Here is a 26,646-nt window from a genome sequence, read left to right on the forward strand (position 1 = left end):
TCCGTCTCAGGCGGCGGTGCGTACCGGTGTGCCGCGCAGCGCGGCGGCCAAGGCGTCGACCACCCGGTCCTGGTCGGCGTCGGTGAGGTCCGGGTAGAGCGGCAGGGAGAGCTGCTGGGCGTAGAACGCCTCGGCGACCGGGCAGGAGCCGCGCCGGTAACCGAGGTCGGCGAAGGCCGGGTGCCAGTGCACCGGCAGGTAGTTGACCTGCACGCCGATGCCGGCGGCGCGCATCCGGTCGTAGACCTCGCGGCGCCGCCCGTCCAGGATCCGGACCGGGTAGAGGTGCCAGGCCGGGCGGGCCCAGGAGCGCCGGGCCGGGCGCAGCACCCCCGGCAGGTCGGCGAGGGCCTCGTCGTAGCGGGCGACCAGCCGGGCCCGGGCGGCCAGGAAGTCGCCGAGGCGGCGCAGCTGGCTGCGGCCGAGCGCGCAGAGCACGTCGGGCAGCCGGTAGTTCAGCCCGAACTCGTGCACCTCCTGGTGCCAGCCGCCCTCGTCCGGCGCGCGCAGCGCGGCGGGCTCCCGGACCAGGCCGTGGTTGCGGAACCGGCGGGCCCGGGCCAGCAGCGCCGGGTCACCGGCGGCGACCGCCCCGCCCTCGGCGGTGGTGAGGTTCTTGGTCGGGAAGAACGAGAAGGTGGTCAGGTCGGCCAGCGACCCGACCGGCCGGTCGTGGTAGGCCGCCCCGATCGAGTGCGCGGCGTCGGCGAGCAGCAGCACGTCGCGGCCGAGGGCCGCCCGCAGCGCGTCGTAGTCGGCCGGGTGGCCCGCGTAGTCCACCGCGGACACCACCCGGGTACGCGGGGTGACCGCCGCCGCGGCGGCCGCCGGGTCGAGGGTGAACGTCTCCTCCTCGACGTCGGCGAAGACCACCGTCGCGCCGAGCGCCACGGCGGTGCTGGCGGTGGCGGCGAAGGTCATCGGCGGGACCACCACCTCGTCGCCCGGCCCCACCCCGGCGGCCGCGTACGCGGTGTGCAGCGCGGCGGTGCCGTTGGACACCACCGCGCAGCCGGCCCCGCCGGTCCAGCCCGCCAGGTCCTCCTCGAACGCGGTCACCTGCGGGCCGGTGGTGAGCCAGTCACCGCGCAGCACCTCGGCGACCGCGGCGACGTCCTCCTCCACCACGGACTGCCGGCCGTACGGCAGCAGCCCGGTCACGCCGCGATCCCCAGCAGCTCCCGCAACTGCTCCGGGCGCAGCCACTGGTCGTTGCTGTCCGACTGGTACGCGAACCCGTCCGGCACCGGCTCGCAGCCGGCCGGCGGCCGGTAGCCCCAGGTGGCGATGGTGGGCTGGACGATGTACCGGTCGGCGGCGCGCAGCGTCCGGCGGCTGTCGTCGGGGGCGATCATCTCCTCGTGCAGCTTCTCGCCGGGTCGGATGCCCACCTCGTGGGTGGTGGCGTCCGGGGCGACGGCCTCGACCAGGTCGAGGATGCGCATGCTGGGGATGCGCGGCACGAACAGCTCGCCGCCCTGCATCTGGTCGAACGAGTCCAGGACGAACCGGACCGCCTGATCCAGGGTGATCCAGAACCGGGTCATCCGCTTGTCGGTGACCGGCAGGCTCTTCCCCTCGGCGGCGAGCCGGCGGAACAGCGGCACCACCGAGCCCCGGCTGCCCATCACGTTGCCGTAGCGGACCACGGCGAAGCGGGTCGGGTGGTGTGCGGCGTAGTGGTTGGCCGAGACGAAGAGCTTGTCGCCGACGAGCTTGGTGGCGCCGTACAGGTTGATCGGGCTGGACGCCTTGTCGGTGGAGAGCGCGATGACCTTCTGCACGCCCGCCTCGATCGCCGCGTCGACGACGTGCTGCGACCCGGTGATGTTGGTGGCGATGAACTCGGACGGGTTGTACTCGGCGGTGTCGACCTGCTTGAGCGCGGCGGCGTGCACCACGTGGTCGACGCCGTGCATGGCCCGGGTCAGCCGGTGCCGGTCGCGGATGTCGCCGATGAACCAGCGCAGCCGTGGGTCGTCGCCCAACTCCTGGCGCAGCTCGTACTGCTTGAGCTCGTCGCGGGAGAACACCACCACCCGGGCCGGCGCGGCCTCGGCGAGGACGTGGCGGAGGAACGACTTCCCGAAGGAACCCGTCCCGCCGGTGATCAGAATGGACGAGCCATTCAGCGTGCTCAATTGGTGCTCCGTTCTGGATTGCGGCGGACGCGTGGGGACGTTAGGTGCGGTCGGTGAACGTCCCGACGCCCGCTGATGAACTCCGGTGACTGCCCGGATGTGCATGTCGCGACGGTCAGATCTGGTCCCAGGCCAGCGGGGTGCCGCGCGGGACGTCCCGGGTGAAGGTGCGCCCGAGCACCCGGCCCCACTCGTCCGGGTGCAGGCCACCGGCCGGCCGGATCGAGCGGACGTTCGCCCCGGTCACCTCCTCGCCGGCGCGCACGTCGGCCACCACGTACAGCGACCGGCGGAACCGCAGCCCCTCCCGCTCGGTGGGGGTCGGGCCGACCACCGCGCTGCCCAGCGCCGCCCAGGCCCGCTCGGTCTCCACCCGCAGCGCGGCCAGCTCGGCCGGCTCCAGCGAGAAGTCCGAGTCCACGCCCCCGTCGGCCCGGTCCAGCGTCACGTGCTTCTCGACCAGGCACGCGCCGAGCGCCACCGACGCCACCGGCACGCCGATGCCCGGGGTGTGGTCGGAGAGGCCCACCGGCACCCCGAAGAGGTCGGCCAGCACCGGCACCCGGCGCAGGTTGCTGTCCTGCGGCGGGGCCGGATAGGCGGCGGTGCAGGCGAGCAGCACCACCCCGTCCGCGCCGCCCTCGCGGGCCGCCCGCACGGCCGCGTCGATCTCGGCGACCGTCGCCATCCCGGTCGAGATCACCAGCGGCTTGCCGGTGCCCGCGACCAGCCGGATCAGCGGCAGGTCCACCAGCTCCGACGAGGCGATCTTGTACGCCGGCGCGTCCAGCTCCTCGAGCAGCTCCACCGCGGTGCGGTCGAACGGGGAGGAGAAGACGGTCAGTCCCTGGCGGCGGGCCCGCTCGAAGATCGGCGCGTGCCACTCGTACGGCGTGTGCGCCCGGCGGAAGAGCTGGTGCAGGTTCTGCCCGCCCCACAGCTCGTGCCCGGTGGAGATCCGGAAGTCCGGCCCGTCGTGGTCGATGGTGATGGTGTCCGGCGTGTACGTCTGGAGTTTCAGCGCCTGCGCGCCGCTGGCCGCCACCGCGTCCACGATCCGCAGCGCCCGGTCCAGGCTGCCGTTGTGGTTGCCGGACATCTCGGCGACCACCAGCGGCGGCTCACCGGGCCCCACCAGGTGTGGGCCGATCTTCACTGTGCTGGTCATGTTCCCCTGCTCATCTCCGTCCACACCACCTGGTGCGGCGTACCGTCGATCTCCCGCTGGTAGCTGCGCACGGTCCGGAAGCCGAACCGCCGGTGCAGCGCCAGCACCGGAGCGTTGTCGGCGAGGGTCTCCCCGCCGAGGGTCCGGGCGCCGAGCGTGTCGAAGGCGTACGCGACCGCCGCGCGTTGCAGGCCCAGCCAGGCCGGCAGCAGCTCGCCACGTTCCTCCAGACCGTCCACGTCCAGATAGAAGCCCCAGGTGAGGGCCGCCTCCGGCGAGGTCAGGCCGGCGAAGGTGACCACCCCGGCCGGGCAGCCCCGGTGCAGGAGCACCAGCACCCGCCGGTCCGGGTCCGCTTCCACCGCCGCCCACCAGGCCAGGTGCTCGTCGGGGCCGATCTCGTGGCGGGTCAGGCTGACGCTGCGGACCTGGGGATGGTTGCGCCAGCGGCGTATCCGGTCCAGGTCGGCGGCACCGGCGGGGCGCAGCGTGACGGTCACCGGCGGCCCGCCAGCACACCGGGCGCCGCGGCGGGGACGGCGGCCGGGCCGGCCGACACCGGCTCGACGACCACCGGGTGGGCGGGGCGCAGCCGCCCCGCGATCCGGTGCGCCGCCCGCAGCGCCGCGTACGCGGGATAGCTGTTCGCCGCGACCAGCCGGTGCTTGAGTCCGCCCACCCCGCCGGGGCGGGGATAGCCGCCGGCCGGCCGGTAGCGCCGGTAGTGCCCGGCCACCCGGCGGAAGAAGGCCCGGCGCAGCTCCGGCGGCATCCGGTGGTCGTTGCCGACCACCACCAGCAGGTGGCTGACCATCAGCGCGAACAGTTCGGCGTGCAGCCGCGCGTCGCCGGGGCGGGCGGCGGCGAGCCAGCCGAAGAGCCGGTCGTACTGGTCGAAGGCGTCGAGGTGCCGGTCGCTGCGGGTGGAGGTGATCGCCCCGGGCCGGCCCTGCCGGTAGCGGTAGCAGACCTGGTCGAGCACGGCGATCCGCTCGGCCGCGATGAGCAGCGGGTGGCTGAACGGGATGTCCTCGTACCAGCCGGGGTGGAAGCGCAGGCCCAGCTCGGTGAGGAAGGGGCGGCGGACCACCTTGTTCCAGGCGGTGTGCTGGACCCGGAGCAGCTGCGGACGGTCGGCGAGCCGGACGCAGCCGTCGACGCCGCGCAGCAGCGGGCTGCTCGCGTCGGTCTCCAGCCGGCCGTCGTGGTGCACCCGCAGGTGGTCCAAGAGCAGCACGTCGGGCTCGTCGGCGCGCAGCCGGCGCAGCACCGCGGCCAGTGAGCCGGGCGGCAGCCAGTCGTCGCTGTCGACGAACCAGACGTAGCGGCCGGTCGCCTCGTCCAGGCCGGCGTTGCGGGCCAGCCCCAGGCCGACGTTGCTCGGCAGGGTCACGGTACGCACGGCCGGCCGGCGGGCCGCGTACGCCCGCAGCAGCTCCCCGCAGCGGTCCGGGGAGGCGTCGTCGACGGCGATCAGCTCGACGTCGGCGGCGTCGGCGGCGTCGAGGCCGTCGAGGATCGAGTCGAGGCACTGGTGCAGGTGCGCCTGGACGCCGTGCACGGGCACGACGACGCTCAGCAGTGGGTGTCGAGTCTCGGTGACCACCCGCACACCATCGGCGCTGCGGATGGCCGGGCCCGAAACCCGACGTGGCCCTTCGAGGTGCGCTCGCTGAACAGCCTCGGATCAGCGGGTTAACGACCCAGCATCCGCCGGACCCGGCCGTTCACCGCCGCCTTGACCCGGGTGTGCAGCCGGGTCCCGCGCAGCTGTTCGACCTCCCGCTGGAGCTCGGTGTGCCGGTCGCGCAGCCAGCGCATCCGGGTGAACAGTTCGTCGCGGTCGAGGGTGTGGTGCGACCGCACCGCCGGCGGGAAGGTGGTGGCGCGGACCTGCTGGTCGAAGCGGGCCGCGCTCTCCCCGTCGGCGAAGACGTTGCCCAGGTCGTGCCGGTCCAGGAAGCTCACCAGGGCCGCGAAGCGCGCCTTGTGCCCGTCGTTGAGGGAGGTGTAGTCGGCCTCCTCGAACAGCTCGGCGGCGTCCACGTCGGCCGGCACGTCGCCCATGATCCGGTGCGGGATGCCGAAGTAGCGGGCCAGCTCCAGCGTGCGGGAGTCGTGCGCGAAGAGGTAGCCGGGGGTGCCGGCGAGCAGCGCGGTGATGGTGCCGTGGATCCGGGTGCCGAACGCGAAGTCGACGGTCGACAGGTAGTCCATCCAGGTCCACGGGTCGACGAACATCCGCACCTTGTCCTCGACGAAGAGCGGGTGGTCGTCGTGCACCGGCATGGCGCTGCGCCTGCCCCGGTGCTCGGCGGCGTCGCCGTAGAGCAGGGTGCCCAGGGTGCGCAGGTCCTGCGGCAGGTAGCGCAGGTTCGGGTAGCGCTCGTGGTGCCGGGAGACGATCTTCGCCATCGACGTGACGTACGGGGAGATGGTCAGCGCGATCCGGTCCTGCGGCTCCAGCGCCGCCTTGCCCTTCTCGATGCGCAGGCTGTCGCCGTGCAGGAACATCGACGGGCAGCCGATCTGCTCGACCGCCGAGAAGCCGAGCGTGCGCAGGTAGGTCTCGGTGACCTCGCCGCGTACGCCGATGCTGGGCGAGCGGTCCAGCACGGCCCGACAGAAGGCCTTCACCGCGTCGTCGATCGGGCGCAGGTACTCCCGGTCGCCGTGCACGTCGGTCTGCGCGCCGACGCCGAGCACCACCACCGGGATCCTCAGCTTCTCGATCATGCGGGTCATCGACTGGAGCCGGTCGAGGTAGCTGCGCCGGAAGGCGTTGGCCAGCGGCAGCACGAAGACGTCGTACCGCTCGTTGATCTCGCGGGCGTCGTACGTGCCGGCCCGGAACTCGGTCGGGGTGATCCGCGCGGACGAGGTGGCCAGCAGCTTGTGCGCGGCGTGCCCGAAGACCAGGTTGCCGGCGTTGTCGCCGAGCCAGTTCCGCTCGAAGGTCTCCTCGGGGCTGACCACGTCGAAGGGCCCCTTGCGGGCGCGCAGCAGGATCCGCTGGTGCATGCGGTGTCCACCTCTTTCGTCCGGGCACCGGGCGGGCGGCCCGCGACCGCCCCGTGTCGTGCGCACCCAAGAAAAACGCAAGAAACAGGTATCGTAGTGCAGCGACGGGGTGGCCCGGGTGCCCCGCGTCGCCCCGGCCGGGGGGACCGCCGGTCGACCGCCGTCGCCCCGGTAGGGTCGCCGAAATGACCGCCGCCCCGATCCCGGCCCGCCCCGCCCGGCTGCCCTCGCTGACCGGGCTGCGTTGGATCGCCGCCCTGCTGGTCTTCGGCTTCCACGTCGGCACCATGCGGATCGTCGCCGAGCCCGACTACAAGGCCGTGGTGGACACCCTGTTCACGCTGGGCCTCTCCGGCGTGGAGTTCTTCTTCATCCTCAGCGGGTTCGTGCTGGTCTGGTCGTACCGGGACGGCGAGCCGGCGACCACCTTCCTGCGCCGCCGGCTCGCCAAGATCTACCCCAACCACCTGGTGACCTTCGTGGCCGCGCTGGCCGTCGCGGCCTGGTTCGCCGACCCGGTCCCGCTCGGGGCGGCGTTGGGCAACCTCTTCCTGGTGCAGGCCTGGATCCCGCTCAACGGCTGGTTCTACAGCGTCAACAACGTGAGCTGGTCGCTCTCCTGCGAGCTGGCCTTCTACGTCTGCCTGCCGCTGGTGCTGCCGGCCCTGCGCCGGGCCCGGACCGGCGTGCTGGTGGCGGTGACGGTCGCCGCGCCGCTGCTCATCCTGGCGCTCTGGCCCGGCCAGTTGCTGGTGCCGGAGGAGAGCCGTTGGTGGTTCACCCAGATCTTCCCGGTGGCCCGGTCGCTGGAGTTCTGGACCGGCGTGGCCGCCGCCGAGCTGCTGCGCCGGGGTCGCTGGCGGGGGCCGAACCTGACGGTGGCGAGCCTGCTCTTCGTCGTCGTCTGGTTCGTCGCCGGGCAGTGGATCCCCGCCGAGTTCTGGGCGGCGCTGCTCGCGGTGGCGTACCTGCTGGTGATCGCCGCCGCCGCGGAGGCCGACGTGCGCGGCCGGTGGACGCCGTGGCGGAGCCGGCCGATGGTCTGGCTCGGTGAGGTCTCGTTCGCCTTCTACCTGGTGCACGTGCTGGTGATGACCACCGTGCTGCGCCTCACCGGCTACTGGGGGCAGGGGCTGCGCGGCTGGTGGGGGCCGATCTTCGCGCTCGGCTTCCTGGTGGTGAACCTGCTGCTGGCGGCGGCCCTGCACCGCTGGGTGGAGCTGCCGATGATGCGCCGGCTGGGACCGTCCCGCCGGGCCCGCGCCCGGTCGGCCCCGGCGCCGGCGCCGTCCGTCCCGGCCCCCGCCGGTCCGGTCGCCCTGCCCGCCGGTCCGGCACCCGAGATGGAGTACGCGGGCCGGCGCGACCCGGCCTGAGCGGAGCGCCCACCCGTCCCGCCCCTGCTGCCACCGACCACTGTGGTCGGCGCGCCGGTTCCTCGGTCCCGACACGCCGCACCGCGATGCGGGCCGGCGGCTCGGGCGGTAACTTGGACCCGTGCTTCCGATTGCGCTCACCTGTCCCGTGTGGTGGGTGGCGCGCTGGACGGCACGCATGGCGGCCAGCCTGGCCGTGGTGCTCGCCTGTTCGCTCGGCACCGCCACGCTGCCCGTCGGCCCGGCCGTCGCCCAGCCGGCCACCCGGTCCGCCGGTGCTGCCGACGGCTCGGCGGCCCGCCTCGACGGCCCCGGCCCCGATGGCCCCATCGCGGCGGGCCGGCCCACGATCCACCGGTCCGACCGGGTCTCCGCCACCGCGAACCCGGACCGGCTCGCCGGCACCGGCTCCGTCGCGGCGGGCCGCGACGCGGTGCCCCCGTCCGCCCTGCCCGCGTCGTCGCCCCGCCCGGCGGTCGGGGCGATCCCGGTCGACCGCCGGCCGGCCCCGGCCGGAACGGTCCCGGCGGCCCTCGGCTCCCGGGCCCCGCCGGTCCGCTGATCCCGGCGGACCCGCCCGCTCCCGCGCCGTACCCCCGAACCTCACCCCGCACCCGCCCGACGGCGGTCCGGTGGCGCACCTCGCGGTCGCGCCCCACGCCCCGGGCCGTGCGGCCCGCTCCACCACGACGTTCCCCCGTGAGGTGCCGACCATGGAAATGTCCGTTCTCCAGCACTTCCTCACCGCGGTCCCCGAGGCCACCGCCATCTGGTCCGCGCTTCTCCTGCTCGCGCTGGGGCTGCTCGCCGCGCTGGTCGCCCGCCCCGAGCGGGACGCCCCGGCCGAGCCGGTCGCCGACCCGGCCGCCGCCGAGGCGGCCCGCCGGGCCGACCTGCGCCGCTACGCCGACGAGGTGGCGGTGGCCGCCGCCGGGGCCGCGCAGACCGCCCGCCGCCGCCGCGAGCAGTGGCTCGCCGCCCAGGCCGGAGCCGACCGGGCCTGGCAGGCGTACGACGAGGCCGACGAGATCGCCCGCCGGTTCGCCGGCACCGCCGTGCTGCCCGAGCCGCAGACGCCCCGCACCCCGGCCGAGTACGCGGCCCGGGAACGGTGGCTGCACCGGGCCGCGATGGCGGCGTACTCGCGGGGCGAGCTGACCGCCCGGCAGCTCGCCGACGTGCTCGCCCACCGGAACGGCTGGGACCCGCGCCGGCACCCGGCCGAGCAGGAGATCGTCCTGGCCCGGGCGGTACGCGACCACCGGCAGGCCGGCTGGCGCGCCGCCGCCGAGCGGGAGCGGCAGGCCTGGCGGGACGCCGAGCTGGCCGCGACGGCGGCCCGGTCCCTGGCGGTCGAGGCGGGGGCGGCGGCCGAGGCGGCCCGCCCCGTGCTGCGCCCGGCCCGCCGACCGGTCGCGCTGACCCACCCGCTCGGCGCGCGGCCGACCCCGGCCTCCCGGGCGGCCCGCTGGCGTCCGGCCCGGGTCGGCTGAATCGTTACCCGGACGCGGTGACCCCGCTCACCGCCGGGCCGAACCGGTCATCCGGGACCGGTGCGGACGATCGACGCCCACAACTCCCGGTCGGTCGCCACCGGATGTCCGGTAACCGCCCGACGGTGCCGTCGTAACTGCTCGTCCCATTGAGTCAGGTGAGTGACCGACTGTTCCGGTCAGCGTCACGATGTTCGACGTTTGCGCAGGTGGGGGCGCTTGGCAGGAGGAGTACCCGCCGGTAGTGTCGGCGCGTCCGGTGCGGTTTCCGATCGCAAGAGGCGACGCCGTGCCGACCCGCTCAATCGTGATTCCACGAACCGGGGACCCAGGAAACACCGGGGTGAATCCGCGAGCCACGGCTCGCGGTAGGGCGTACTTCCCGCCCGAATCCGTCAGCTAACCCGGTAGGCGGTGAAGGAAGGAGTTCCGTCCTCGTGCCGAACACCCCCCGCTCGTCCCCACGCCTCCACGGCGTCGAGGTGCCGACGCTCGGCTGACCGCGAGCCCGGTCCCGCACCCCCGCAGCCCGGTCCACCGGGCGCACCCTTTCCGCGGCCACCCCGCCCAGCAACGCGTGTGAGCAGCTCCGCGCGTCGGGTCGGCGTGTGCTGCGAACCGGCCCCCGTGGAGGAAACACCCGTGAAGCACACCCTCAAGCGTCAGGTGCGGCGACTCGTGACCGAGCGCCCGTACCGCATCATCGCCGGCTCGGCCGCCGCGCTCGTGCTGGCCGGCGGCACCGGTGCCGCGCTGGCCGCCACCGGCGACGAGCCGGCCGCCCCGGAGCGGACCACCGCCGTCGCCGAGCTGGCCCCCCGCCTCGACGCGGCCAGCCGCTCGCAGGCCCGGATCGCCGTCCCGGCCGCCCCGAGCGCCTCCCCGACCCCCTCGCCGAGCGCGTCGACGAAGACGAAGGCCGCCCCGGCCGACCCGGACCTGACCAGGAAGGCGAAGCCGAAGCCGCCCTCCTCGAAGGTCCTCTCGTACGACTACGAGGCCCAGACCGCCTACTGGAACTGCGGTCCGGCGGCGGTGCGCAACGCGCTCAGCGCCAGCGGGGTCGAGACCACCCAGGACGCGATGGTCGCCCCGCTGAACGCCGGCGAGAACGGCACCAACTCGGCCGAGGACACCACCCGTGGGCTCAACCAGATGGTCAAGGGCAGCCCGTGGCGTACCCACATGATCCCCGGTGCGCCCACCCGCGCCCAGATCGACCAGCTCCAGGCCGACGTGGTGAAGGCCGTCAACGACCGCCGGGGCGTCGTCGCCAACATCGCCGGTGACGCGGTGGACACCGACGGCGGTTACCACTCCTTCCCGGGCGGCCACTACATCGCGGTGGTCGGCTACAAGAACGACGGTCGCACCGTGCGGATCGCCGACTCGGCCGACGCGTCGCTGCCGGCGTACTGGATCAGCACGATCGACCTGGCGAACTGGATGGCCACCCGCGGCTACTCCGCCTGATCGCACCCGCTGCCCGTCGGGCCCCGGCTCTCCGCGAGCCGGGGCCCGACGTGTCGTAGCGGCCGTCCGCTCTCGCGCGTGGTGTCCGTTCGGTGGCAGACTGCGCCCTATGGGCGACGCGACGGGTACCCGCCACCTGCTGCTCCTGCACGGGATGGGCGCCACCGGCGAGGTGTGGCTGCCGTGCGCGCCGCTGCTGGAGCGGCACTGGGCGGGCCGGTGGCTCGCCCCGGACCTGGCCGGTCACGGCTGGACGCCCCCGCTGCCCACGTACACCTTCGACGGGCTGGCTCGGCGGGTGCTGGAGGGCCTCGGGCCGGTGGCCGGGCGGCTCGGCCCCGGTGACCGGTTCGTTCTGCTCGGCCACTCCCTCGGCGGCGTGGTGGCGCTGGCGCTGGCGGCACGCACCCGGGGCCTGCCGGTGGCCGCGGTGGTCGGGCTCGGCATCAAGGCCGTCTGGACCCCGGCCGAGCTGGCCAGGGCCCGGGACCTGGCCGACCGGCCGGTGACCTGGTTCACCAGCCGGGACGAGGCGGCCCGCCGCTACCTGCGGGTCTCCGGACTGGCCGGACTGTTCGCGCCCGACCATCCGGTGGTGGACGCCGGCCTGCGCCGCGAGGACGGCCGCTGGCGGCTGGCGATGGACCCGGCCGCGTTCGCGGTGGGGGCGCCGCCGCTGGCCACCCTGCTCGCCGGCACCGACGTGCCGGTGCTGCTGGCCCGGGGCGAGGAGGACCCGATGGTCTCCGACGCGCAGCTCAAGGAGTGGGGCGTCCCGGTCGCCACGCTGCCCGGCCTCGGCCACAACGCGCACGTCGAGGACCCCGAGGCGGTGCTCGCCCTCCTCGACCCGTACCGGTGACCCCGACGCCCGTACGGCGGCGGCCCTAGGCAGTGTCTTCAAAGGATCTCGGTGTCGGATGATGTAGGGCGTGGGTCGTCGCTACGAGTTGTCTGACGTCGAGTGGGAAGCGCTGTCGAGGTATCTGCCGTCGGCGGTGACGGGTGGTCGGCCTCGGGTCGATGACCGGCGGATGCTCAACGGGATCGTGTGGAAGATCCGGGCCGGTGCGGCGTGGCGTGATGTGCCGGCCCGGTACGGGTCCTGGCAGTCGATCTACACCCGTTTCCGCAGGTGGGCCCTCGATGGCACGTTCGAGCGGATGCTCGCCGGGGTCCAGGCCGACGCGGATGCGGCAGGGGATATCGACTGGCTGGTATCGGTCGACTCGACCATCGTGCGGGCCCACCAGCACGCCGCCGGCGCTAAAGGGGGCGCCGGGAATCGGACGAACCACAAGATCACGCCCTCGGTCGATCTCGAGGTGGACTGACCACCAAGATTCACCTCGCCTGCGACGGCCTGGGCCGGACCCTTGCGTTCGTGCTCTCCGGCGGCAACGTCAACGACTGCACCCGTTTCACCCAGGTCCTCGCCGGCATCCGTGTCGAGCGTTCGGGTCCCGGCCGGCCCCGCGTCCGTCCGGACCACGTCATCGCCGACAAGGGCTACAGCTCCAAGGCCATCCGCGCCGACCTACGCCGGCGAGGCATCGGGCACACGATCCCGGAGCGCGCCGACCAGCAGGCAAACCGCCGCAGGCGAGGCAGCCGCGGTGGCCGGCCACCGGTGTTCGACAAGCAGATCTACAAGCGGCGCAACGTCGTCGAACGCTGCTTCAACCGGCTCAAGCAGTGCCGCAGCGTCGCCACCCGCTATGACAAGACCGCGACGTCTTATCAGGCCACCGTCACCATCGCCGCGCTACTCCAATGGTTGTGAACCTTTGAAGACACGGCCTAGGGCGTACCCGGCAGCCGGACCGTGACCAGGAGACCGCCGGCGGGTCCCGGGACGAGGTCGAGGGTCCCGTCGTGGGCGCGGACGATGCTGTGCACGATGGCCAGTCCGAGTCCGGCACCGGCGTGCTCGTCGGCGCGTACCCGGTCCGTCCCGCGCCGGAAGGGTTCGGTGAGGGTCGGCACCAGTTCCGGTGGGAGCCGGCGCCCCGTGTTCTCGACCCGCAGCACGCTCGTGCCGCCGTGCGCCTCGGCGTGGACGGTCACGGTGCCGCCGGCAGGCAGGTTGTGGACGATCGCGTTCTGGACGAGGTTCGTCACCATCCGCAGCAGGAGTTCGGCGGAGCCGCTGGTCAGGGCCGTCCCACCGGTGACGTCCAGCGTGATCCGGCGTCCTTCGGCGAGCGGCAGCAGGGTCTCGGCGGCCTCCTCCGCCAGCAGCGACAGGTCGACGCTCGCGCGGGTGAAGTTCCCGCGTTCACCGCGACTGAGCAGCAGCAGGGCCTGGGTGAGGTCGATCGCCCGCTCGTTGACGGCGGACAGGCGGTCGAGGAGTTCGCCGGGGTCGTGGCCCGGATCGGTGCGGGCCACGTCGAGCAGCGCCCGCGAGATCGCCAGGGGGGTGCGCAACTCGTGGGACGCGTTGGCCGCGAACCGCTGCTGCTCGGCGATGTTCGCCTCGAGTTGCCCGAGCATCGAGTCGAACGCGTCGGAGAGCTGCCGGAACTCGTCCGCCCGGCCCTCCAACCGGATCCGGTGGGAGAGTGACCCGTCCGCGGTCACCCGTACGGCGTGGGTGATGCGGTTCAGCGGCGCGAGCATCCGGCCGGCGAGGATCCATCCGCCCAGCAGGCCGAAGATCAGCAGGAGGACCAGCACCGCGGCGGCTCGCGGACCGAAGGCGCGGAGCAGGTCGGAGCGGTTCGGCACGAACGTCGCGGGGACGGGGGGCCGGAATCGGCCGGGTGCGGGCAGCTCGGGGCTGTCGATCACCTCGGGCACGTACCGCAGCAGGAACACCCAGACGGTGCCGAGGAGCAGGCCGCCGGCCAGCATGACGAACCCGGCATAACTGAGGGTCAGTTTGAGGCGGACGCTCGGACCTGGCCGCCTATCCACGGTTCCCGCCGTCCGGGCCGGTGTCGATGCGGTAGCCGACGCCGGGCACCGTCGCGATGACCCAGGGTTCGCCGAGCCGCTTGCGCAGGGCGGAGACGGTGATGCGCACCGCGTTGGTGAAGGGGTCGGCGTGCTGGTCCCAGGCCCGTTCCAGCAGTTCCTCGGCGCTGACCACCCCGCCCTCGGCGGTGACGAGGACCTCCAGCACCGCGAACTGCTTGCGGGTGAGCGCGACGTGGCGTCCGTCGCGGAAGACCTCCCGGCGGAACGGGTCGAGCCGTAGGCCCGCGATCGCGTGCACCGGGGGACGGGCGTACCCGCGTCTGCGGTCGAGCGCCCTCAGCCGCAGGACGAGCTCGCGCAGCGCGAACGGTTTGGTGAGGTAGTCGTCGGCGCCGATCTCGAACCCGGAGGCCTTGTCGTCGATCCGGTCGGCGGCGGTGAGCATCAGGATCGGGATGCCGCTGCCGGACGCGACGATCCACCGGGCGACCTCGTCGCCGGACGGGCCGGGGATGTCGCGATCGAGGACCGCGAGGTCGTAGGAGTTGACGCTCAGCAGTTCCAGGGCGGACTCGCCGTCGCCGGCGATGTCGGCGGCGATCGCCTCCAGCCGCAGACCGTCCCGGACGGCTTCGGCCAGGTACGGCTCGTCCTCCACGATCAGCACGCGCATGCCGGCAACCTACCGTCAGCGTCGCCACCAGCGGCGGGACGCCAGCCCGGCGAGTACCGCACCGGTGGCGTTGACCAGGACGTCGTCGACGGAGGACACCCGGTCCAGCCGTAGGACGTACTGTGCGGTCTCGATCAGGACCGAGCAGCCCACCCCGAGCGCCAGGATCCGCGGCACCGACGCCAGCGCCGCGAACCGGACCGGGGCGGCGAACCCCAGCGCCGCGAGGACCAGCAGGTTGCCGCCGATGCCGATCGGCCCCATCGTGACCAGGTCCCGCAGCGGGACGAGGCTGACCCGACCGGCGACGGCACCGGCGCCCGGGCCCGGCATCAGGGTCATCCAGAGGAACGGCGCCGTCCCGTAGACCAGGCCCACCTCGGCCAGCGACAGCCGCCACGCCGTGGTGACGCCGAGGGCACGCCGCCGGTGCGCCAGCGCCCACCCCGCCAGCGCGGCCACCGGCAGCCCGACCAGCGTCATGAGCACCACGCCGTTCTCGGTGTCGAGGCAGCCGTGCCACCGCCCGGCCAGGCAGCTCGGAGCGGACATCAGCAACGGCCGCCGGACGGCGAAAGCGGCGCCCGCCAGGGCCAGGACCGCCGCGCCCGGCAGCACGATCCGGCGGGTGCGGCGGGGCGGCGCGGACAGGGATTCGCTGTGCATGCCCGGCAGTCAAGCCGGCGGCCTGTTGCGGTGGCGTATGCGGATTCCGATACGCCCGCGACATCCGCGGGGCGCGCTCAGGCGGTCGGGTGCAGCGGTGAGCCGTCCGGCGCGACCGGGTCGGCGGCGCGCGGCGCGGGCGGGCTCCAGGTCGGTTCGAGTTCCCGGCGGGCGGCGTCGAGGAAGGCCTCGGCGTACGACTCGGTCGGGAAGTCGCCCAGGTAGCGGGCCCGGGTGGCCCAGCGGGCGGCCGCCTTCGGGTCGGTGTCGAGCAGCTCGGTGAGCACCTCGTCGAGGTTGGCCATGTCCCGGCGCAGCACGTAGCCGGAGCCGGCGAGCGGGAACCGGTCGACGAAGCCGTCGCCGTCGCCGCCCATGTCGGTCACCGCGTACGGCTTGCCGGAGTACAGCCAGTCGGAGATCACCCCGGAGACGTCGGAGACCAGCACGTCCGCGCGGTTGCCGCACTCGGCCAGGGTCAGCTCCCGGCTGGCCGCGCCCCACAGGTGCGTCCGGCCGCTCTTCGCCCGGTCGGCCGCGAGCAGTTCGGTGAGGCGGGCCAGCTGCCGCGCCGAGGCCGGGTTCTGCCCGGTGTACGGGTGGGCGCGCAGGATCACCGTGGCGCCCCGGTCGAGCAGCCGGCGCAGCAGCGGCTCGGCCACCGGCAGCGAGCAGTAGTCGGCGTCGGCGTGGTGCCCGGTCCAGGTCGGCGTGTACAGCACCGTCGGGTGGGCCAGGCCGAGGACCGGCCCCCGGCGTACCTCGATGGTCTCGACCTGCGGCCGGCCGACCACGACGAACTTCTCGGCGGGGATCTCCACGCCGGCCCGGGCGTACCGCTCGACGGCCGCCGGGCCGGCCACGAAGATCCGGTCGAAGATGCCGGAGACCGGGTTGGCGCTGGGCGCCTTGTCGCTGTCGCCGTGGTGCAGCTGCACGTGGGTGAGCTGGGTGAACCGGATGCAGTGGCTGTTCTTCGCGCCGTGGTTGACGTAGAACGCCACCCGCAGGCTCGGCACCAGCGCCTCGTCCATCGCGGTGAGCGTCGGGCAGAACACCACCGGCGCGCGGGTCGCCGCGGCGATCACCGGCAGGTGCTCGGGCTCCCGGACCAGGACCAGGAACGGCCGGCCGATCCGTTCCAGGTACGGCAGCCACATGGTGACCTGGTACTCCGAGCCGGGCGGCGCGGAGAAGTAGAGCAGGAACTCGGGCTGGTGCCGGCGCAGCGCCCGGCCCACCGGACCGCCGCCGGCCGCCGGCCGGAACCGGCGCTTCGCCAGGTCCAGCCCGACCGCCCCGCAGGCCGCCGCGACCAGCAGCGCGGCGGCCAGCGCCAGCCAGGCCGGCAGGCGCAGCCCGGCGGCCAGCGCCACCACGGCGAGCAACCCGAGCAGGGCGTCACCGAGCCGCTCGGCGACCAGCGGGGTCCACGAGCGCACCGGCAGGTTGGCCGCCCGGATCTCCAGCGCCCCGGCCTGGCGCAGCGGCCCCACCAGCAGCACCAGGCCGAGCAGGACCGCGGCGGTGAGCGCCAGCGCCGGGTCGAAGCCGGCCTCGCCCCGGCGGGCGTAGCCGACCAGGATCGCGGCGGCGACCAGTACCGACTCGGCGACCGTGTCGGCGGCCGGCCGGACCCGGCGTTCCACCGCGGCGGCGGCCAGGGCGACGACCGCGATCGCCAGCCCCCAGCCGGTCGCCCCGGTCAGCGCCACCACCAGGAAGGCCAGCACCGCCAGCCCGGTGGTGGACACCCGGGCGAGCAGCTTCCGGACCAGGTCACCACGCATGTCGCCGGTCGCCTCCGTACCCGGTCAGCCGGCGTCGACGCCGCTGGCGAGCTCGTCCGCGGCGGGGGTGCCCGGCTGCGCCGGCACCGCCACCACCGGCTCGCCCGGGGCCCGACGCACGTCGATCACCTGGCCGGTCAGTTCGGAGATCAGCACGTCCAGCGACGCCTGCGCGACCGCCTCCGCGGACAGCAGGGTGTGCTCCGGCTCCTCGCCGAACGCCTTGGTGCGCATGGGGGTGGCGGTCCGCTCCGGGTTGACGCAGTTGACCCGGACGCCGAACTCGGCCCACTCGTCGGCCAGCGCCTGGGTCAGGTTGACCAGGGCGGCCTTGGTGGCGGAGTAGAGCGCGTACTGGGCCCGACCCCGGGTGTACGAGCTGGAGGTGTAGAGCAGCAGCTGGCCCTTGGTCTGCTGCAGGTACGGCAGCGACTGCCGGGCGGCGATGACCGGGCCGACGAAGTTGACCTGGAGGACCCGGTCCATCGTCTCCTCGTCCATCTCGGCCAGCGCGCCCTTCTCCAGGATGCCGGCGGTGACCACCACGTAGTCGATCCGGCCGGTGGCCTCGAAGGCGCTCTTCAGCGCGGCCTCGACGTCCTGGGCGCGCTCGACGTGGGTGCCGGTGCTGGAGCGGCTGAACGGGAAGACCTGCGCGCCGAAGCCCCGCGCCAGTTCGGCCAGGTCGTGGCCGATGCCGTAGCTACCACCGAAGATGACCACGGTACGGCCGGCCAGCTCCTCGGTGTAGCTGCGGTGGTCGCTGAGCCGGGGCGCCTGGGCGGCGGCGAGCTGGAAGAGCTTGTCGGCCAGGTGCACGTCGACCGGGTGGGTGACCTTGATGTTCTCGTCCGAGCCGTCGATCACCTTGATCGGCGTGCCGGGCAGGTAGCGCAGCACCACGCCGCAGTCGTCGGTGGCGGCGAAGTTCGGGTCGCCCTCGGCCAGCCGGTACGCCTCGCGGATGGTGCCGGAGCGGAACGCCTGCGGGGTCTGGCCACGACGCAGGGTGGACCGGACCGGGATGTCGACGATGCACTCGTCCTCGTCGACCTGGATGATCGTGTCGGCGGAGGGGATCGCCACGTCGACCGCCGAGTACGTCCAGAGCGCGTTCACGCACTCCCGGACGATCCGGGCGCTGACCAGCGGGCGGACCGCGTCGTGGAAGAGGATGTTGACGTCGCCCTCGCCGACCGCGTCCAGCGCGATGCGGGTGGTGGCGTTGCGGGTGTCGCCCCCCTCGATCACCTTGCTGACCTTGCGCAGGCCGGCCTTGTCGACGATCTGCTGGGCGTCGGCCACGTGACCGGTCGCCATCAGCACGATGATCTCGTCGATCTCGGGGGCGGCCTCGAAGACGGCCAGGGTGTGCTCGATGATCGGCTTACCGGCGATCTTCAGCAGCTGCTTCGGGATGCCCAGCCCCAGCCGGGTCCCGGTGCCGCCGGCCAGTACCACCGCCACCGTCCGCGAGGGCCGCCACGGTGTCGCCGCCGCTGCCACGGCGTCCGGGCTGGTGGTGTGGTCCTGCGTCATTGCCGATCCTCACTCTCAACGATTGCCCAACGGTGTCCGACGGCCGCCGGGCGACCGGTGAACCCTAACGTGTCCGTACGGGTGGCCCGCACCGGTGACGGCGCCGGTCGGTGCCGGTGCGTCACCTGCGGGCCACCTCGACGCTACCTGCCGTTCGAGAAGTCCTCGTAGGCCGCGATGACCTCGTCGGTGGGGCCGTCCATCCGCAGCTCGCCCGACTCCAGCCAGATCGTCCGCTCGCAGGTGTCCCGGATGGAGGAGAGCTGGTGGCTGACCAGGAACACCGTGCCGGCGCTCTCCCGCAGCTCGCGGACCCGCTTCTCGCTGCGCTTGCGGAAGCCCTTGTCGCCGGTGGCCAGCGCCTCGTCGATCAGCAGCACGTCGTGCTTCTTCGCCGCGGCGATGGAGAAGCGCAGCCGGGCGGCCATGCCGGAGGAGTAGGTGCGCATCGGCAGCGAGGCGAAGTCGCCGCGCTGGTTGATGCCGGAGAACTCGATGATCTCCGGGGTGAGCCGCTCCACCTCGGCCGGGGTCATCCCCATGGCCAGGCAGCCGAGGGTGACGTTGCGCTCGCCGGAGAGGTCGTTGAGCAGGGCCGCGTTGACGCCGAGCAGGGACGGCTGCCCCTGGGTGTAGATCGCGCCCCGGTCGACCGGGAGCAGGCCGGCGATGGCCCGCAGCAGGGTGGACTTGCCGGAGCCGTTGCTGCCGATCAGGCCGATCGCCTCGCCGCGGTACGCGGTGAAGGTGACCCCCTTGACCGCGTGCACCTCCCGCACGTTCGGGGCGGAGGTGCGCTTGACCAGCCGGCGCAGCGCGGCGACCGGGCTGCTGCCGCCGGTGGCGCCCTTGTGCACCCGGTAGACGATGTGCGCCTCGTCCACCACCACGGTGGGGATCCGCGGGGTGAGGGTGGGCAGCGCCTGGGTGGCCTCGTTGGATCCGGTGAACTGCTCAACCACGGCCGTACTCCTGTTCGCCGCGCCAGAAGTAGATGAAGCCGCCGATGCCGGCCACCAGGGCCCAGCCCGCCGCCACCAGCCAGAGCTGGAGCAGCGACTCGTTGAGCATCGGCGCCTGCTCGAGCAGCGCGTACCGGGCCAGCTCGATGTAGACCAGCATCGGGTTGTACTCGATGATCGAGGCGGCCCACTCCGGCAGCCGGTTGAACAGCCGGACGCTGTAGAGCACGCCGGAGCCGTACATCCAGGTGCGCATGATGAACGGCATGACCTGCTTCAGGTCGCTGGCCTTGGCGCCCAGCCGGGCCACCACCAGCACCACGCCGGCGTTGAACACCGCCTGGAGCAGCAGCGCCGGGATCAGGGTCAGCCATTCCCAGGTGAGCGGCTCGCCGGTGACCAGCACGATGCCGACCAGCACGATCATCGAGGCCAGCAGCTGCTGGAACTGCGTCAGCGTGGCGGCCAGCGGCAGGCTGGCCCGGGGGAAGTGCAGCGCCCGGATCAGCCCGAGGTTGCTGCTGATCGACTGGGTGCCGGCCAGGATCGCGCTCTGGGTGAAGTTGAAGATGAACAGGCCGGTGGTGAGGTACGCGATGAAGTTCGGGATCGAGTTCTGCGCCAGCACCAGGCCGAAGATCAGGTAGTAGACCGCGGCGTTGGTCAGCGGGGTCAGCACCTGCCAGATCTGGCCCAGCTTGGCGTTGCTGTACGAGGCGACCAGCTTGGCGTTGGCGTACGCGGCGACGAAGTGCCGGTAGCCCCAGAGTCGGCGGCTGTACTCGACCAGCGACGGCCGCTCGCCGGCGACCCGGAGGCCGTGTCGAGCGGCCAGCTGCGCCTGGGTGAGGCCCGTGTCCGGGCCGGCCAGGGCGGTGTTGACCATGAGCGGGGCGCTCCGATCTTTCGTACCGACGGGACGGGGGCGACGATAGTGGTCCGGCGTGCCCGCACGCGTGCCGCGGGGGGCTCGTCGCTGCGTGGACGGTAATCCAAAAGACGTCGGGACGCAACCGTATCGTCGTTGCGGTACATTGTCCCACGTGACAGCCGAGAAGAGTCTCACGTGACCACCGGGAAGAGGCGTCCGCCGGCCGGTGCGGCGGTGCTCCGCGGGGAGATAACCACGGCCATCCGCAAGGCCCTGATGCAGGAGCTCGCCGCCGTCGGGTACGGCCGGCTCTCGATCGAGGCGGTGGCCCGCCGGGCCGGGGTGAGCAAGACCGCCGTCTACCGGCGCTGGAGCTCGAAGCTGGAGCTGGTGCTGGAGACGGTGGTCGCCGCGGCCGGCAGCAAGGTGCCGTCGCTGGACACCGGCAGCCTGCGCGGCGACCTGGGCCTGCTGTTCCAGGTGGTCGAGCACGCGCTGCGCCACCCGCTGGCCTCGCAGATCATTCCCGACCTGCTCGCCGAGGCGGCCCGCAACCCGGCGCTGGACCAGGCGCTGCAGCAGGTGCTGCGCACCAAGCAGCAGGAGATCGGCGGCCGGCTGGTCGAACGGGCGGTACGCCGCGGCGAGCTGCCCGCCGGGCTGGACCAGGACGCCGCGATCGACCTGATCGTCGGGCCGCTCTACTGGCGGCTGGCGATCATCCGGGCGACCCCCACCGACGCGTACCTGGACGCCCTGGTCGAGGCGGTGGCCGCCGGCCTGGCCGCGACCCCGGCGGTGCCCCGCCAGCGCGACGCCGCCCTGCCCTGACCCACCCGGCACCGCGCCCGCACTGACTCGTCCAGCACCACGCGCCCGCCGCCTGACCCACCCGGCACCACGCGTCCGCCGCCGCCCGGGGCCCGGACCGGATCCGGCCCGTCCGGGAGGCCCAGGCGTGCCGCGGTCCGGCCGGACGTGCCGGCGCGGCCGGTCAGCCGGCCTGGGCGACCGGGAGCCGGGAGACGATGTGCCGGGCGATCTCCAGCGAGCTGGTCGCGGCGGGGGAGGGGGCGTTGAGCACGTGCACCTGCCGGTCGGCCTCGACGATCAGGAAGTCGTCCACCAGGCCGCCGTCGGGCAGGATCGCCTGGGCGCGGACGCCCGCGCCGGCCGGGACGATGTCCGCCGGGGTGAGCTCCGGCACCAGCCGGGCCAGGCTCGCCGCGAAGCGCTTCTTGGACAACGACCGGGCCACCTCGGTGAGGCCGTACCGGTAGTGCTTGCGACCCAGCGCCCACAGGCCCCGGTAGCTCAGCTCGTCCCAGACGTCCCGCAGGTTGATCCGGCCCCACGAGTAACCCTCGCGGGCGGTGGCCAGCACCGCGTTCGGGCCGGCGTGCACGCTGCCGTCGATCATCTTGGTCAGGTGGACGCCGAGGAACGGGAACTGCGGGTCCGGCACCGGGTAGATCAGTCCGCGGACCAGGTCACGGCGCTGCGGGGCGAGCTCGTAGTACTCACCCCGGAACGGGATGATCCGCACCGGAGTGGACACTCCGGACAGGCGGGCGATCCGGTCGGCGTGCAGGCCGGCGCAGTTGATCAGGACATCGGCGACGACCTCGCCACCGGTGGTGGTGACCACCACCTCGTTCCCCCGGTTGGTGACGCCGGTCACCTCGGTGCCGGTACGCAGCTCCGCGCCGCCCGCCGCGAGCAGCTCGGCGAGCTTGCGGCAGACCGCGCCGAAGTCGACGATGCCGGTCGACGCCACGTGCAGCGCGGCGACGGCCGCCACGTGCGGCTCGTACTCGCGGGCCTCGTCGGCGCCGATCAGCTTCACCGGCAGCCCGTTGGCCACCGACCGCTGGTGCAGGTCGTGCAGGCGGGGCAGTTCGGCCTCGTCGGTCGCGACGATCAGCTTGCCGCACACGTCGTAGCTCAGACCGTGCTCGGCGCAGAACTCCTTCATCGACGCGCTGCCGGCCTTGCAGAGGGTGGCCTTCAGGCTGCCCGGCTTGTAGTACACGCCGGCGTGGATCACCCCGGAGTTGTGCCCGGTCTGGTGCGCGGCCCAGCCGGACTCCTTCTCCAGCACGGTGACCGAGTCCCCGGGACGGTCGGTCATCAGCCGGTGCGCCACCGCGAGCCCGACGATGCCGCCACCAACGACCACGAACCTTGCCATCATCATCTCCCCAGGCCGACGCCGCGACCGATGGTAACCAAGGGGCCCGCGCGCCCGACTCGCGCCCGACCCCCACCGGTGGCCTACACTTCACCGGGTCCATCACTCGGGGAGTCTTATGTCTGAGGTCATCGCGCTCGGTCAGCCCACGGTCGGCGAGGCCGAACTCGCCGCCATCGCCGAGGTCTTCGCCTCGGGCTGGCTCGCGGGTTCCGGGCCCACCAGCCGTCGTTTCGAGGAGCGCTTCGCCGCCGCCGTCGGCACCCGGCACGCCCTCGCCACCAGCAACTGCGGCTCCGCGCTGCACCTGGCGTTGCTCACTCTCGGTGTCAAGCCGGGCGACGAGGTCATCGTCGGCGACTACACCTTCCCGGCCACCGGCCACTCGGTGATGTGGACCGGCGCGACGCCGGTCTTCGCCGACGTGCGTCCGGACATCTGGACGGTCGACCCGGCCGCCGTCGAGGCCGCGGTCACTGCGCGCACCGTCGGCATCATCGCCGTCGACGCGTTCGGGCAGCCGGCCGACTACGACGAGCTGCGGGCCATCGCCGACAAGCACGGGCTCTTCCTGGTCGAGGACGCCGCCTGCTCGGCCGGCGCCACCTACAAGGGACGTCCCGCCGGCAGCCTGGCCGACGTGGCCACCTTCAGCTTCCACGGCCGCAAGGGCATCACCGCCGGCGAGGGCGGGGCGTACGTCACCGACCGCGACGACCTCGCCGCGCACGCCCGCAAGCTGCACACCTACGGCGTCGAGGGTGCGCTCACCCGGGCCGAGCTGTCGCACCTGCCCATCCCGACCTTCACCGAGCTGGGCTACAACTACCGGCTCTCCGACGTCGCCGCGGCCATCATGATCGCGCAGCTCGACCGGCTGCCGGACCTGCTGGCCACCAAGCGCGCGGTCGCCGCCCGCTACGGCGAGCTGCTCAAGGACCACGAGCTGATCACCGCCCCGTACGAGGCGCCGGACCGCGAGCACCCCTGGCAGTCGTACGTGGTCACCCTGGACGCCCGGGTGGACCGCGGCGCGGTCGCCCTGGAGCTGCGCCAGCGCGGCGTGCAGTGCACCTTCGGCACCTACGCCTCGCACGTCCAGCCGCTCTACGGCCAGACCGACCCCTGCCCGGTCTCCGCCGACCTCTTCGCCCGTCACCTGGCGATCCCGATGCACGCCAACCTCACCGAGGCGCAGGTCGAGACCGTCGCGGCGACGCTCACCGACGTCGTCGACACCCTCGCCACCCGTCGCTGACAATCCCCCCAGGAAGGACATCGTCCACCATGTCGAAGCAGACCGTCTTCATCACCGGAGGCGCGGGCTTCATCGGCCTGCACGTCATCCCGATGCTGTTGGAGAAGGGCTACCGCGTCCGCATCTTCGACAACATGTTCCGCGGTGACCGGGACCGGATCGCCGAACTGGTGGCCGGCGGCGACGTCGAGCTGATCGACCAGGACGTCCGCTACGGCGGCGCGGTGCACGCGGCCATGAAGGGCTGCGACTACGTCATCCACCTCGCCGCGGTCTCGATCAACAAGAGCCAGGCCGACCCGTACGAGTCGATCGACATCAACATGGTCGGCAACCACAACGTCTTCGCCGCCGCCGCCGACCACGGCGTCAAGCGGCTGGTCTTCGCCTCGTCCGCCTCGGTCTACGGCGACCCGGAGAAGCTGCCGATGCACGAGGACGACCGGCTCGACCCGCTCACCCCGTACTGCATCTCGAAGCGGGCCGGCGAGGACCTGCTCGGCTTCTACCAGCGCAGCAAGGGCCTGAACTGGATCGCCCTGCGCTTCTTCAACGTGTACGGCCCGGGCCAGAAGCCGACCGCCTACTACACGTCGGTGATCAACCACTTCGTGAAGCGGCTGAAGAACGGCGAGCCCCCGGTGATCGACGGCAAGGGCGAGCAGTCGATGGACTTCATCCACGTCCACGACATCGCCCGGTCGGTCGTCGCCGCCATGGAGGCCGAGCAGGGCAACGTGCCGGTGAACATCGGCACCGGCATCGACACCTCGATCGCCACCCTGGCCGAGATCCTCATCCAGGCCGTCGGTGTCGACGTCAAGCCGCAGTTCAACCCGCGCGAGGTGCTGGTGAGCCGCCGGGCGGCGGACATCACCCGGGCCAAGGAGGTGCTCGGCTGGGAGCCGACCATCGCCGTCGGGGACGGGATGACCGACCTGATCAAGACCGAGGTCGCCTGACCCCGGTCCGTCCCACCGGACCTCTCGGGCCCGGCTCCCCGTGATCGACGTTGCGATCGCGCGGGGCCGGGCCCTCCGGACGTGGTCACCCGGATCGTCGCCGCTGCGCGGCGGTCCCGGCACGCGGCGGCGACCAGCAGGTGAACGGCGCGCCCGTCGGCGCGTCGTGACATCGCGGATGCCCTGGCCGCTGCGGTAAGGTGGCCCGCGTTGCCTGCCGACGGATGCTCGTACCATGCACGGCAGGCCCGGACCGACCCCCTATCCCCCCAGGCCGACCTCGACAGGAGCTACCGCTGTGCGGATCGCGGTCGTCAACAACTTCTTCCCCCCTCGCCCCGGCGGAAGTTCCCACCTCGCCGCGGCGCTGGCGGACCGGTACGCCGCCGCCGGCCACGAGGTGCTGGTCCTGACCGCCGCGTACAAGGACGCGCCGGCGGAGGAGGAGCGGAACGGTTACCGGGTCGTCCGGCTGCCGGCGATGCCGATGCCCAAGCTGGGCCTCTCCATCGACTTCGACATGGCGTTCACCGCGGCCCGCCCGGGCAACCTGCGCCGGGTGTCCCGGCTGCTGGCCGAGTTCAAGCCGGACGTGATCCACCAGCACGGCCAGTTCTTCGACCTGAGCTGGATCTCCGGCCGGTACGCCCGCCGGCACAAGGTCCCGGTGCTGCTCTCCATCCACACCCGCCTGGAGAGCCCCGACCCCAAGTACGCGGCGCTGTTCCGGATGCTCGACCGGTTCATGGTGTGGCCGCTGATCCGGCGGTTCCACCCGCGCTACGTCATCATGGACGAACTGGCCGCCCGGTACTGCGCCGAGCGTTACCGGGCGACCACGGCGGACTTCGAGTACATGCCGGTGGCGGTGGAGCCGAGCCGCTTCGAGGGCTTCCCCGAGCTGGACGTCCGGGCGAAGTACGGCGTCGGCGACGCCCCGCTGATCGTCTCGCTGGGGCATGTGATCCCGCTGCGGGACCGGATGGCGCTGATCGAGGCGCTGCCCGACATCCTGGCGAAGCACCCGGACACCAAGGTCATGATCATCGGTCGGGTCTACTACGACGCGTTCGCCAAGCGGGCGGCGGAGCTCGGCGTCTCCGACGCGGTGATCACCACGGGCGTGGTGCCGTCCGCGGACGTGCCGGCGTACTTCCACGCCGCCGACGTGGTGGCGCACGACCTGCAGGGCGGTGGCTTCGGCACGGCGAGCCTGGAGGCGATGGCGTCCGGTCGGGCCACCATCGGCACGGTGACCGAGACCAACTTCCCGGCCGTCCGACTGCGCAACTGGGAGAACTTCGTCCTGGTCCGGCCGAACGACCCGGCCGACCTGGCGCAGGCCGTGATCCGGCTGCTGGACGACCCGCAGGAGCGCGAGGGCATCGCCAAGCGCCAGCGCGACCTGGTCTACCTGCACTTCACCCTCGACGTGGTGACCCGGCAGCACCTGGAGGCGTTCGAGCGGATGCTGGAGCAGAAGGCGTGAGCGTGTTCTCGGACGACGAGCGGAGCAACCGGCTGCGCCGGGGCATCCTGGAGGACGTCGTGGGCGGCCTGCTCAACGACGTGGAGCGGGCCCGTTACCTGGGCCTGCCGGAGACCACCCGGATCCGGGAGCGGACGAAGATCATCAGCCCGGAGAACCTGGTGCTGGGCGAGCACTGCTGGATCGGCGAGAACACCGTCCTGGACGCCAGCGGCGGCCTGGAGATCGGCGACCACACCAGCATCGGGCTGAACTGCCTGGTGTTCACCCACTCCAGCTGGCTGGCGAACATGATGCTGGAGAACCACTCCGGCAGCGACCTCATCGAGCGGAAGCCCGTCAAGATCGGCAAGGGTTGCTTCATCGGCGGCAACAGCGTGATCATGATGGGCGTTACCATCGGTGACTGCGCCACGATCAGCCCCCTCTCGGTGGTGACCAAGGACGTGCCGCCCTACAGTCTGGTCTCGGGCAACCCGGCCCGGGTCTTCCAGCGGTACGACGAGGCGTACATCAAGGCCGAGGCCGAGCGGGTCCGGGCCGAGAACGCCGCCCTCAGGGCCGAGGCGGAGGCGCGTGGGGAGACCCCCGGCTGGGGTTCACCCGCGCGGCACCGCGACGGGCAGTGACCACCCCTCAGCGAGCAACGGA

General features: G+C 73.0%; 24 protein-coding genes, 1 pseudogene and 1 riboswitch. Of the genes and pseudogenes, 11 read left to right on the forward strand and 14 right to left on the reverse strand.

The features are described 5' to 3' along the window. Positions 1-6: 6 nt before the first annotated feature. The 6 genes from GA0070611_RS01210 to GA0070611_RS01235 all read right to left on the reverse strand — a co-directional run bounded on the left by GA0070611_RS01210 (position 7) and on the right by GA0070611_RS01235 (position 6,330). Positions 7-1,161: a DegT/DnrJ/EryC1/StrS family aminotransferase gene (locus tag GA0070611_RS01210; protein ID WP_091655944.1), complete on the reverse strand. Its 1,155-nt coding sequence runs from the start codon at positions 1,159-1,161 to the stop codon at positions 7-9. Next, entirely contained in the window at positions 1,158-2,141 is a 984-nt protein-coding gene (gene pseB, locus GA0070611_RS01215; protein ID WP_091655946.1) for a UDP-N-acetylglucosamine 4,6-dehydratase (inverting), read from the reverse strand. The genes GA0070611_RS01210 and pseB overlap by 4 nt, the downstream gene beginning before the upstream one ends. A 115-nt stretch (positions 2,142-2,256) precedes the next feature. Beyond that, entirely contained in the window at positions 2,257-3,309 is a 1,053-nt protein-coding gene (gene pseI, locus GA0070611_RS01220; protein WP_091655949.1) for a pseudaminic acid synthase, read from the reverse strand. Further along, positions 3,306-3,809 (reverse strand): GNAT family N-acetyltransferase, encoded by a 504-nt coding sequence (locus tag GA0070611_RS01225; RefSeq protein WP_091655951.1) that lies wholly within the window; start codon positions 3,807-3,809, stop codon positions 3,306-3,308. The genes pseI and GA0070611_RS01225 overlap by 4 nt, the downstream gene beginning before the upstream one ends. Next, the gene (locus GA0070611_RS01230) at positions 3,806-4,915 is read right to left on the reverse strand and encodes a glycosyltransferase family 2 protein (RefSeq protein WP_091672284.1); all 1,110 of its coding nucleotides are present in this window, start codon (positions 4,913-4,915) and stop codon (positions 3,806-3,808) included. Before GA0070611_RS01230 ends, GA0070611_RS01225 begins: the two co-directional genes overlap by 4 nt. Before the next feature lie 89 nt (positions 4,916-5,004). Beyond that, positions 5,005-6,330: a polysaccharide pyruvyl transferase family protein gene (locus GA0070611_RS01235; RefSeq protein WP_091655954.1), complete on the reverse strand. Its 1,326-nt coding sequence runs from the start codon at positions 6,328-6,330 to the stop codon at positions 5,005-5,007. A gap of 185 nt (positions 6,331-6,515) precedes the next feature. Between GA0070611_RS01235 and GA0070611_RS01240 the strand changes: the two genes are divergently transcribed. The 6 genes and pseudogenes from GA0070611_RS01240 (at position 6,516) to GA0070611_RS01265 (ending at position 12,455) form a co-directional block, all read left to right on the forward strand. Continuing rightward, positions 6,516-7,706 (forward strand): acyltransferase family protein, encoded by a 1,191-nt coding sequence (locus GA0070611_RS01240; RefSeq protein WP_091655956.1) that lies wholly within the window; start codon positions 6,516-6,518, stop codon positions 7,704-7,706. A 157-nt stretch (positions 7,707-7,863) separates the two neighbouring features. After that, complete coding sequence (locus GA0070611_RS01245; protein WP_157740154.1) at positions 7,864-8,268, forward strand: hypothetical protein; 405 nt, start codon at positions 7,864-7,866, stop codon at positions 8,266-8,268. 151 nt (positions 8,269-8,419) lie between these two features. After that, the gene (locus GA0070611_RS01250) at positions 8,420-9,199 is read left to right on the forward strand and encodes a hypothetical protein (RefSeq protein WP_091672286.1); all 780 of its coding nucleotides are present in this window, start codon (positions 8,420-8,422) and stop codon (positions 9,197-9,199) included. A gap of 288 nt (positions 9,200-9,487) precedes the next feature. Beyond that, a riboswitch (cyclic di-AMP (ydaO/yuaA leader) is annotated at positions 9,488-9,628 on the forward strand. Positions 9,629-9,841: 213 nt separating this feature from the next. Next, positions 9,842-10,672, forward strand: a complete 831-nt coding sequence (locus GA0070611_RS01255) for a C39 family peptidase (RefSeq protein WP_091655963.1) — start codon at positions 9,842-9,844, stop codon at positions 10,670-10,672. Between the two features lie 109 nt (positions 10,673-10,781). Further along, on the forward strand, positions 10,782-11,534 hold the full coding sequence (locus GA0070611_RS01260) for an alpha/beta fold hydrolase (RefSeq protein WP_091655965.1): 753 nt from the start codon (positions 10,782-10,784) through the stop codon (positions 11,532-11,534). A 70-nt stretch (positions 11,535-11,604) separates the two neighbouring features. Next, a pseudogene (locus GA0070611_RS01265) lies at positions 11,605-12,455 on the forward strand (IS5 family transposase). Positions 12,456-12,472: 17 nt separating this feature from the next. On the opposite strand, the gene GA0070611_RS01270 reads toward GA0070611_RS01265, so the two are convergent. The 7 genes from GA0070611_RS01270 to GA0070611_RS01300 all read right to left on the reverse strand — a co-directional run bounded on the left by GA0070611_RS01270 (position 12,473) and on the right by GA0070611_RS01300 (position 20,110). Then, positions 12,473-13,528, reverse strand: coding sequence for a sensor histidine kinase (locus tag GA0070611_RS01270; protein ID WP_269456342.1), 1,056 nt, complete (start codon positions 13,526-13,528; stop codon positions 12,473-12,475). A gap of 55 nt (positions 13,529-13,583) precedes the next feature. Further along, positions 13,584-14,267 (reverse strand): response regulator transcription factor, encoded by a 684-nt coding sequence (locus tag GA0070611_RS01275; protein WP_091655969.1) that lies wholly within the window; start codon positions 14,265-14,267, stop codon positions 13,584-13,586. A 15-nt stretch (positions 14,268-14,282) separates the two neighbouring features. Next, positions 14,283-14,933: a VanZ family protein gene (locus GA0070611_RS01280; protein ID WP_091655971.1), complete on the reverse strand. Its 651-nt coding sequence runs from the start codon at positions 14,931-14,933 to the stop codon at positions 14,283-14,285. A 77-nt stretch (positions 14,934-15,010) separates the two neighbouring features. Further along, entirely contained in the window at positions 15,011-16,723 is a 1,713-nt protein-coding gene (locus GA0070611_RS01285; RefSeq protein WP_091655973.1) for a CDP-glycerol glycerophosphotransferase family protein, read from the reverse strand. A 24-nt stretch (positions 16,724-16,747) separates the two neighbouring features. Beyond that, a complete protein-coding gene (locus GA0070611_RS01290; RefSeq protein ID WP_091655976.1) occupies positions 16,748-18,262 on the reverse strand; it encodes a bifunctional cytidylyltransferase/SDR family oxidoreductase in 1,515 nt (504 codons plus the stop codon). Between the two features lie 143 nt (positions 18,263-18,405). Next, positions 18,406-19,224 (reverse strand): ABC transporter ATP-binding protein, encoded by an 819-nt coding sequence (locus tag GA0070611_RS01295; protein WP_091655980.1) that lies wholly within the window; start codon positions 19,222-19,224, stop codon positions 18,406-18,408. Continuing rightward, complete coding sequence (locus tag GA0070611_RS01300) at positions 19,217-20,110, reverse strand: ABC transporter permease (protein WP_091655984.1); 894 nt, start codon at positions 20,108-20,110, stop codon at positions 19,217-19,219. Before GA0070611_RS01300 ends, GA0070611_RS01295 begins: the two co-directional genes overlap by 8 nt. 219 nt (positions 20,111-20,329) lie before the next feature. Between GA0070611_RS01300 and GA0070611_RS01305 the strand changes: the two genes are divergently transcribed. Next, positions 20,330-20,926 carry a TetR/AcrR family transcriptional regulator gene (locus GA0070611_RS01305; RefSeq protein ID WP_091672289.1) on the forward strand — a complete coding sequence of 199 codons (597 nt, stop codon included), beginning with the start codon at positions 20,330-20,332 and terminating at the stop codon, positions 20,924-20,926. Positions 20,927-21,089: 163 nt separating this feature from the next. Here the strand turns inward: GA0070611_RS01305 and lhgO are convergent, their stop codons facing one another. Beyond that, positions 21,090-22,286 carry an L-2-hydroxyglutarate oxidase gene (gene lhgO, locus GA0070611_RS01310; protein ID WP_091672292.1) on the reverse strand — a complete coding sequence of 399 codons (1,197 nt, stop codon included), beginning with the start codon at positions 22,284-22,286 and terminating at the stop codon, positions 21,090-21,092. Between the two features lie 118 nt (positions 22,287-22,404). Here lhgO and GA0070611_RS01315 point away from each other — a divergent pair, with 118 nt between their 5' ends. The 4 genes from GA0070611_RS01315 to GA0070611_RS31630 all read left to right on the forward strand — a co-directional run bounded on the left by GA0070611_RS01315 (position 22,405) and on the right by GA0070611_RS31630 (position 26,624). Then, complete coding sequence (locus GA0070611_RS01315) at positions 22,405-23,544, forward strand: DegT/DnrJ/EryC1/StrS family aminotransferase (RefSeq protein WP_091655986.1); 1,140 nt, start codon at positions 22,405-22,407, stop codon at positions 23,542-23,544. A 29-nt stretch (positions 23,545-23,573) separates the two neighbouring features. Continuing rightward, positions 23,574-24,506 (forward strand): NAD-dependent epimerase/dehydratase family protein, encoded by a 933-nt coding sequence (locus GA0070611_RS01320; protein ID WP_091655987.1) that lies wholly within the window; start codon positions 23,574-23,576, stop codon positions 24,504-24,506. Between the two features lie 298 nt (positions 24,507-24,804). Then, positions 24,805-25,995 (forward strand): glycosyltransferase family 4 protein, encoded by a 1,191-nt coding sequence (locus GA0070611_RS01325; protein ID WP_167604392.1) that lies wholly within the window; start codon positions 24,805-24,807, stop codon positions 25,993-25,995. Then, on the forward strand, positions 25,992-26,624 hold the full coding sequence (locus GA0070611_RS31630) for an acyltransferase (RefSeq protein WP_231921291.1): 633 nt from the start codon (positions 25,992-25,994) through the stop codon (positions 26,622-26,624). The genes GA0070611_RS01325 and GA0070611_RS31630 overlap by 4 nt, the downstream gene beginning before the upstream one ends. Positions 26,625-26,646: the final 22 nt, after the last annotated feature.

This window comes from Micromonospora auratinigra, from assembly GCF_900089595.1.
Classification (GTDB): Bacteria; Actinomycetota; Actinomycetes; order Mycobacteriales; family Micromonosporaceae; genus Micromonospora; species Micromonospora auratinigra.

Bases quoted from the DNA above. Each gene is read 5' to 3' on its own strand.
- pseI (WP_091655949.1), bottom strand. From the start codon at position 3,309: ATGACCAGCACAGTGAAGATCGGCCCACACCTGGTGGGGCCCGGTGAG.
- GA0070611_RS01235 (WP_091655954.1), bottom strand. From the start codon at position 6,330: ATGCACCAGCGGATCCTGCTGCGCGCCCGCAAGGGGCCCTTCGACGTG.
- GA0070611_RS01240 (WP_091655956.1), top strand. From the start codon at position 6,516: ATGACCGCCGCCCCGATCCCGGCCCGCCCCGCCCGGCTGCCCTCGCTG.
- GA0070611_RS01250 (WP_091672286.1), top strand. From the start codon at position 8,420: ATGGAAATGTCCGTTCTCCAGCACTTCCTCACCGCGGTCCCCGAGGCC.
- GA0070611_RS01260 (WP_091655965.1), top strand. From the start codon at position 10,782: ATGGGCGACGCGACGGGTACCCGCCACCTGCTGCTCCTGCACGGGATG.
- GA0070611_RS01270 (WP_269456342.1), bottom strand. From the start codon at position 13,528: ATGCTGGCCGGCGGCCTGCTCCTCGGCACCGTCTGGGTGTTCCTGCTG.
- GA0070611_RS01275 (WP_091655969.1), bottom strand. From the start codon at position 14,267: ATGCGCGTGCTGATCGTGGAGGACGAGCCGTACCTGGCCGAAGCCGTC.
- GA0070611_RS01280 (WP_091655971.1), bottom strand. From the start codon at position 14,933: ATGCACAGCGAATCCCTGTCCGCGCCGCCCCGCCGCACCCGCCGGATC.
- GA0070611_RS01285 (WP_091655973.1), bottom strand. From the start codon at position 16,723: ATGCGTGGTGACCTGGTCCGGAAGCTGCTCGCCCGGGTGTCCACCACC.
- GA0070611_RS01290 (WP_091655976.1), bottom strand. From the start codon at position 18,262: ATGACGCAGGACCACACCACCAGCCCGGACGCCGTGGCAGCGGCGGCG.
- GA0070611_RS01300 (WP_091655984.1), bottom strand. From the start codon at position 20,110: ATGGTCAACACCGCCCTGGCCGGCCCGGACACGGGCCTCACCCAGGCG.
- lhgO (WP_091672292.1), bottom strand. From the start codon at position 22,286: ATGGCAAGGTTCGTGGTCGTTGGTGGCGGCATCGTCGGGCTCGCGGTG.
- GA0070611_RS01315 (WP_091655986.1), top strand. From the start codon at position 22,405: ATGTCTGAGGTCATCGCGCTCGGTCAGCCCACGGTCGGCGAGGCCGAA.
- GA0070611_RS01320 (WP_091655987.1), top strand. From the start codon at position 23,574: ATGTCGAAGCAGACCGTCTTCATCACCGGAGGCGCGGGCTTCATCGGC.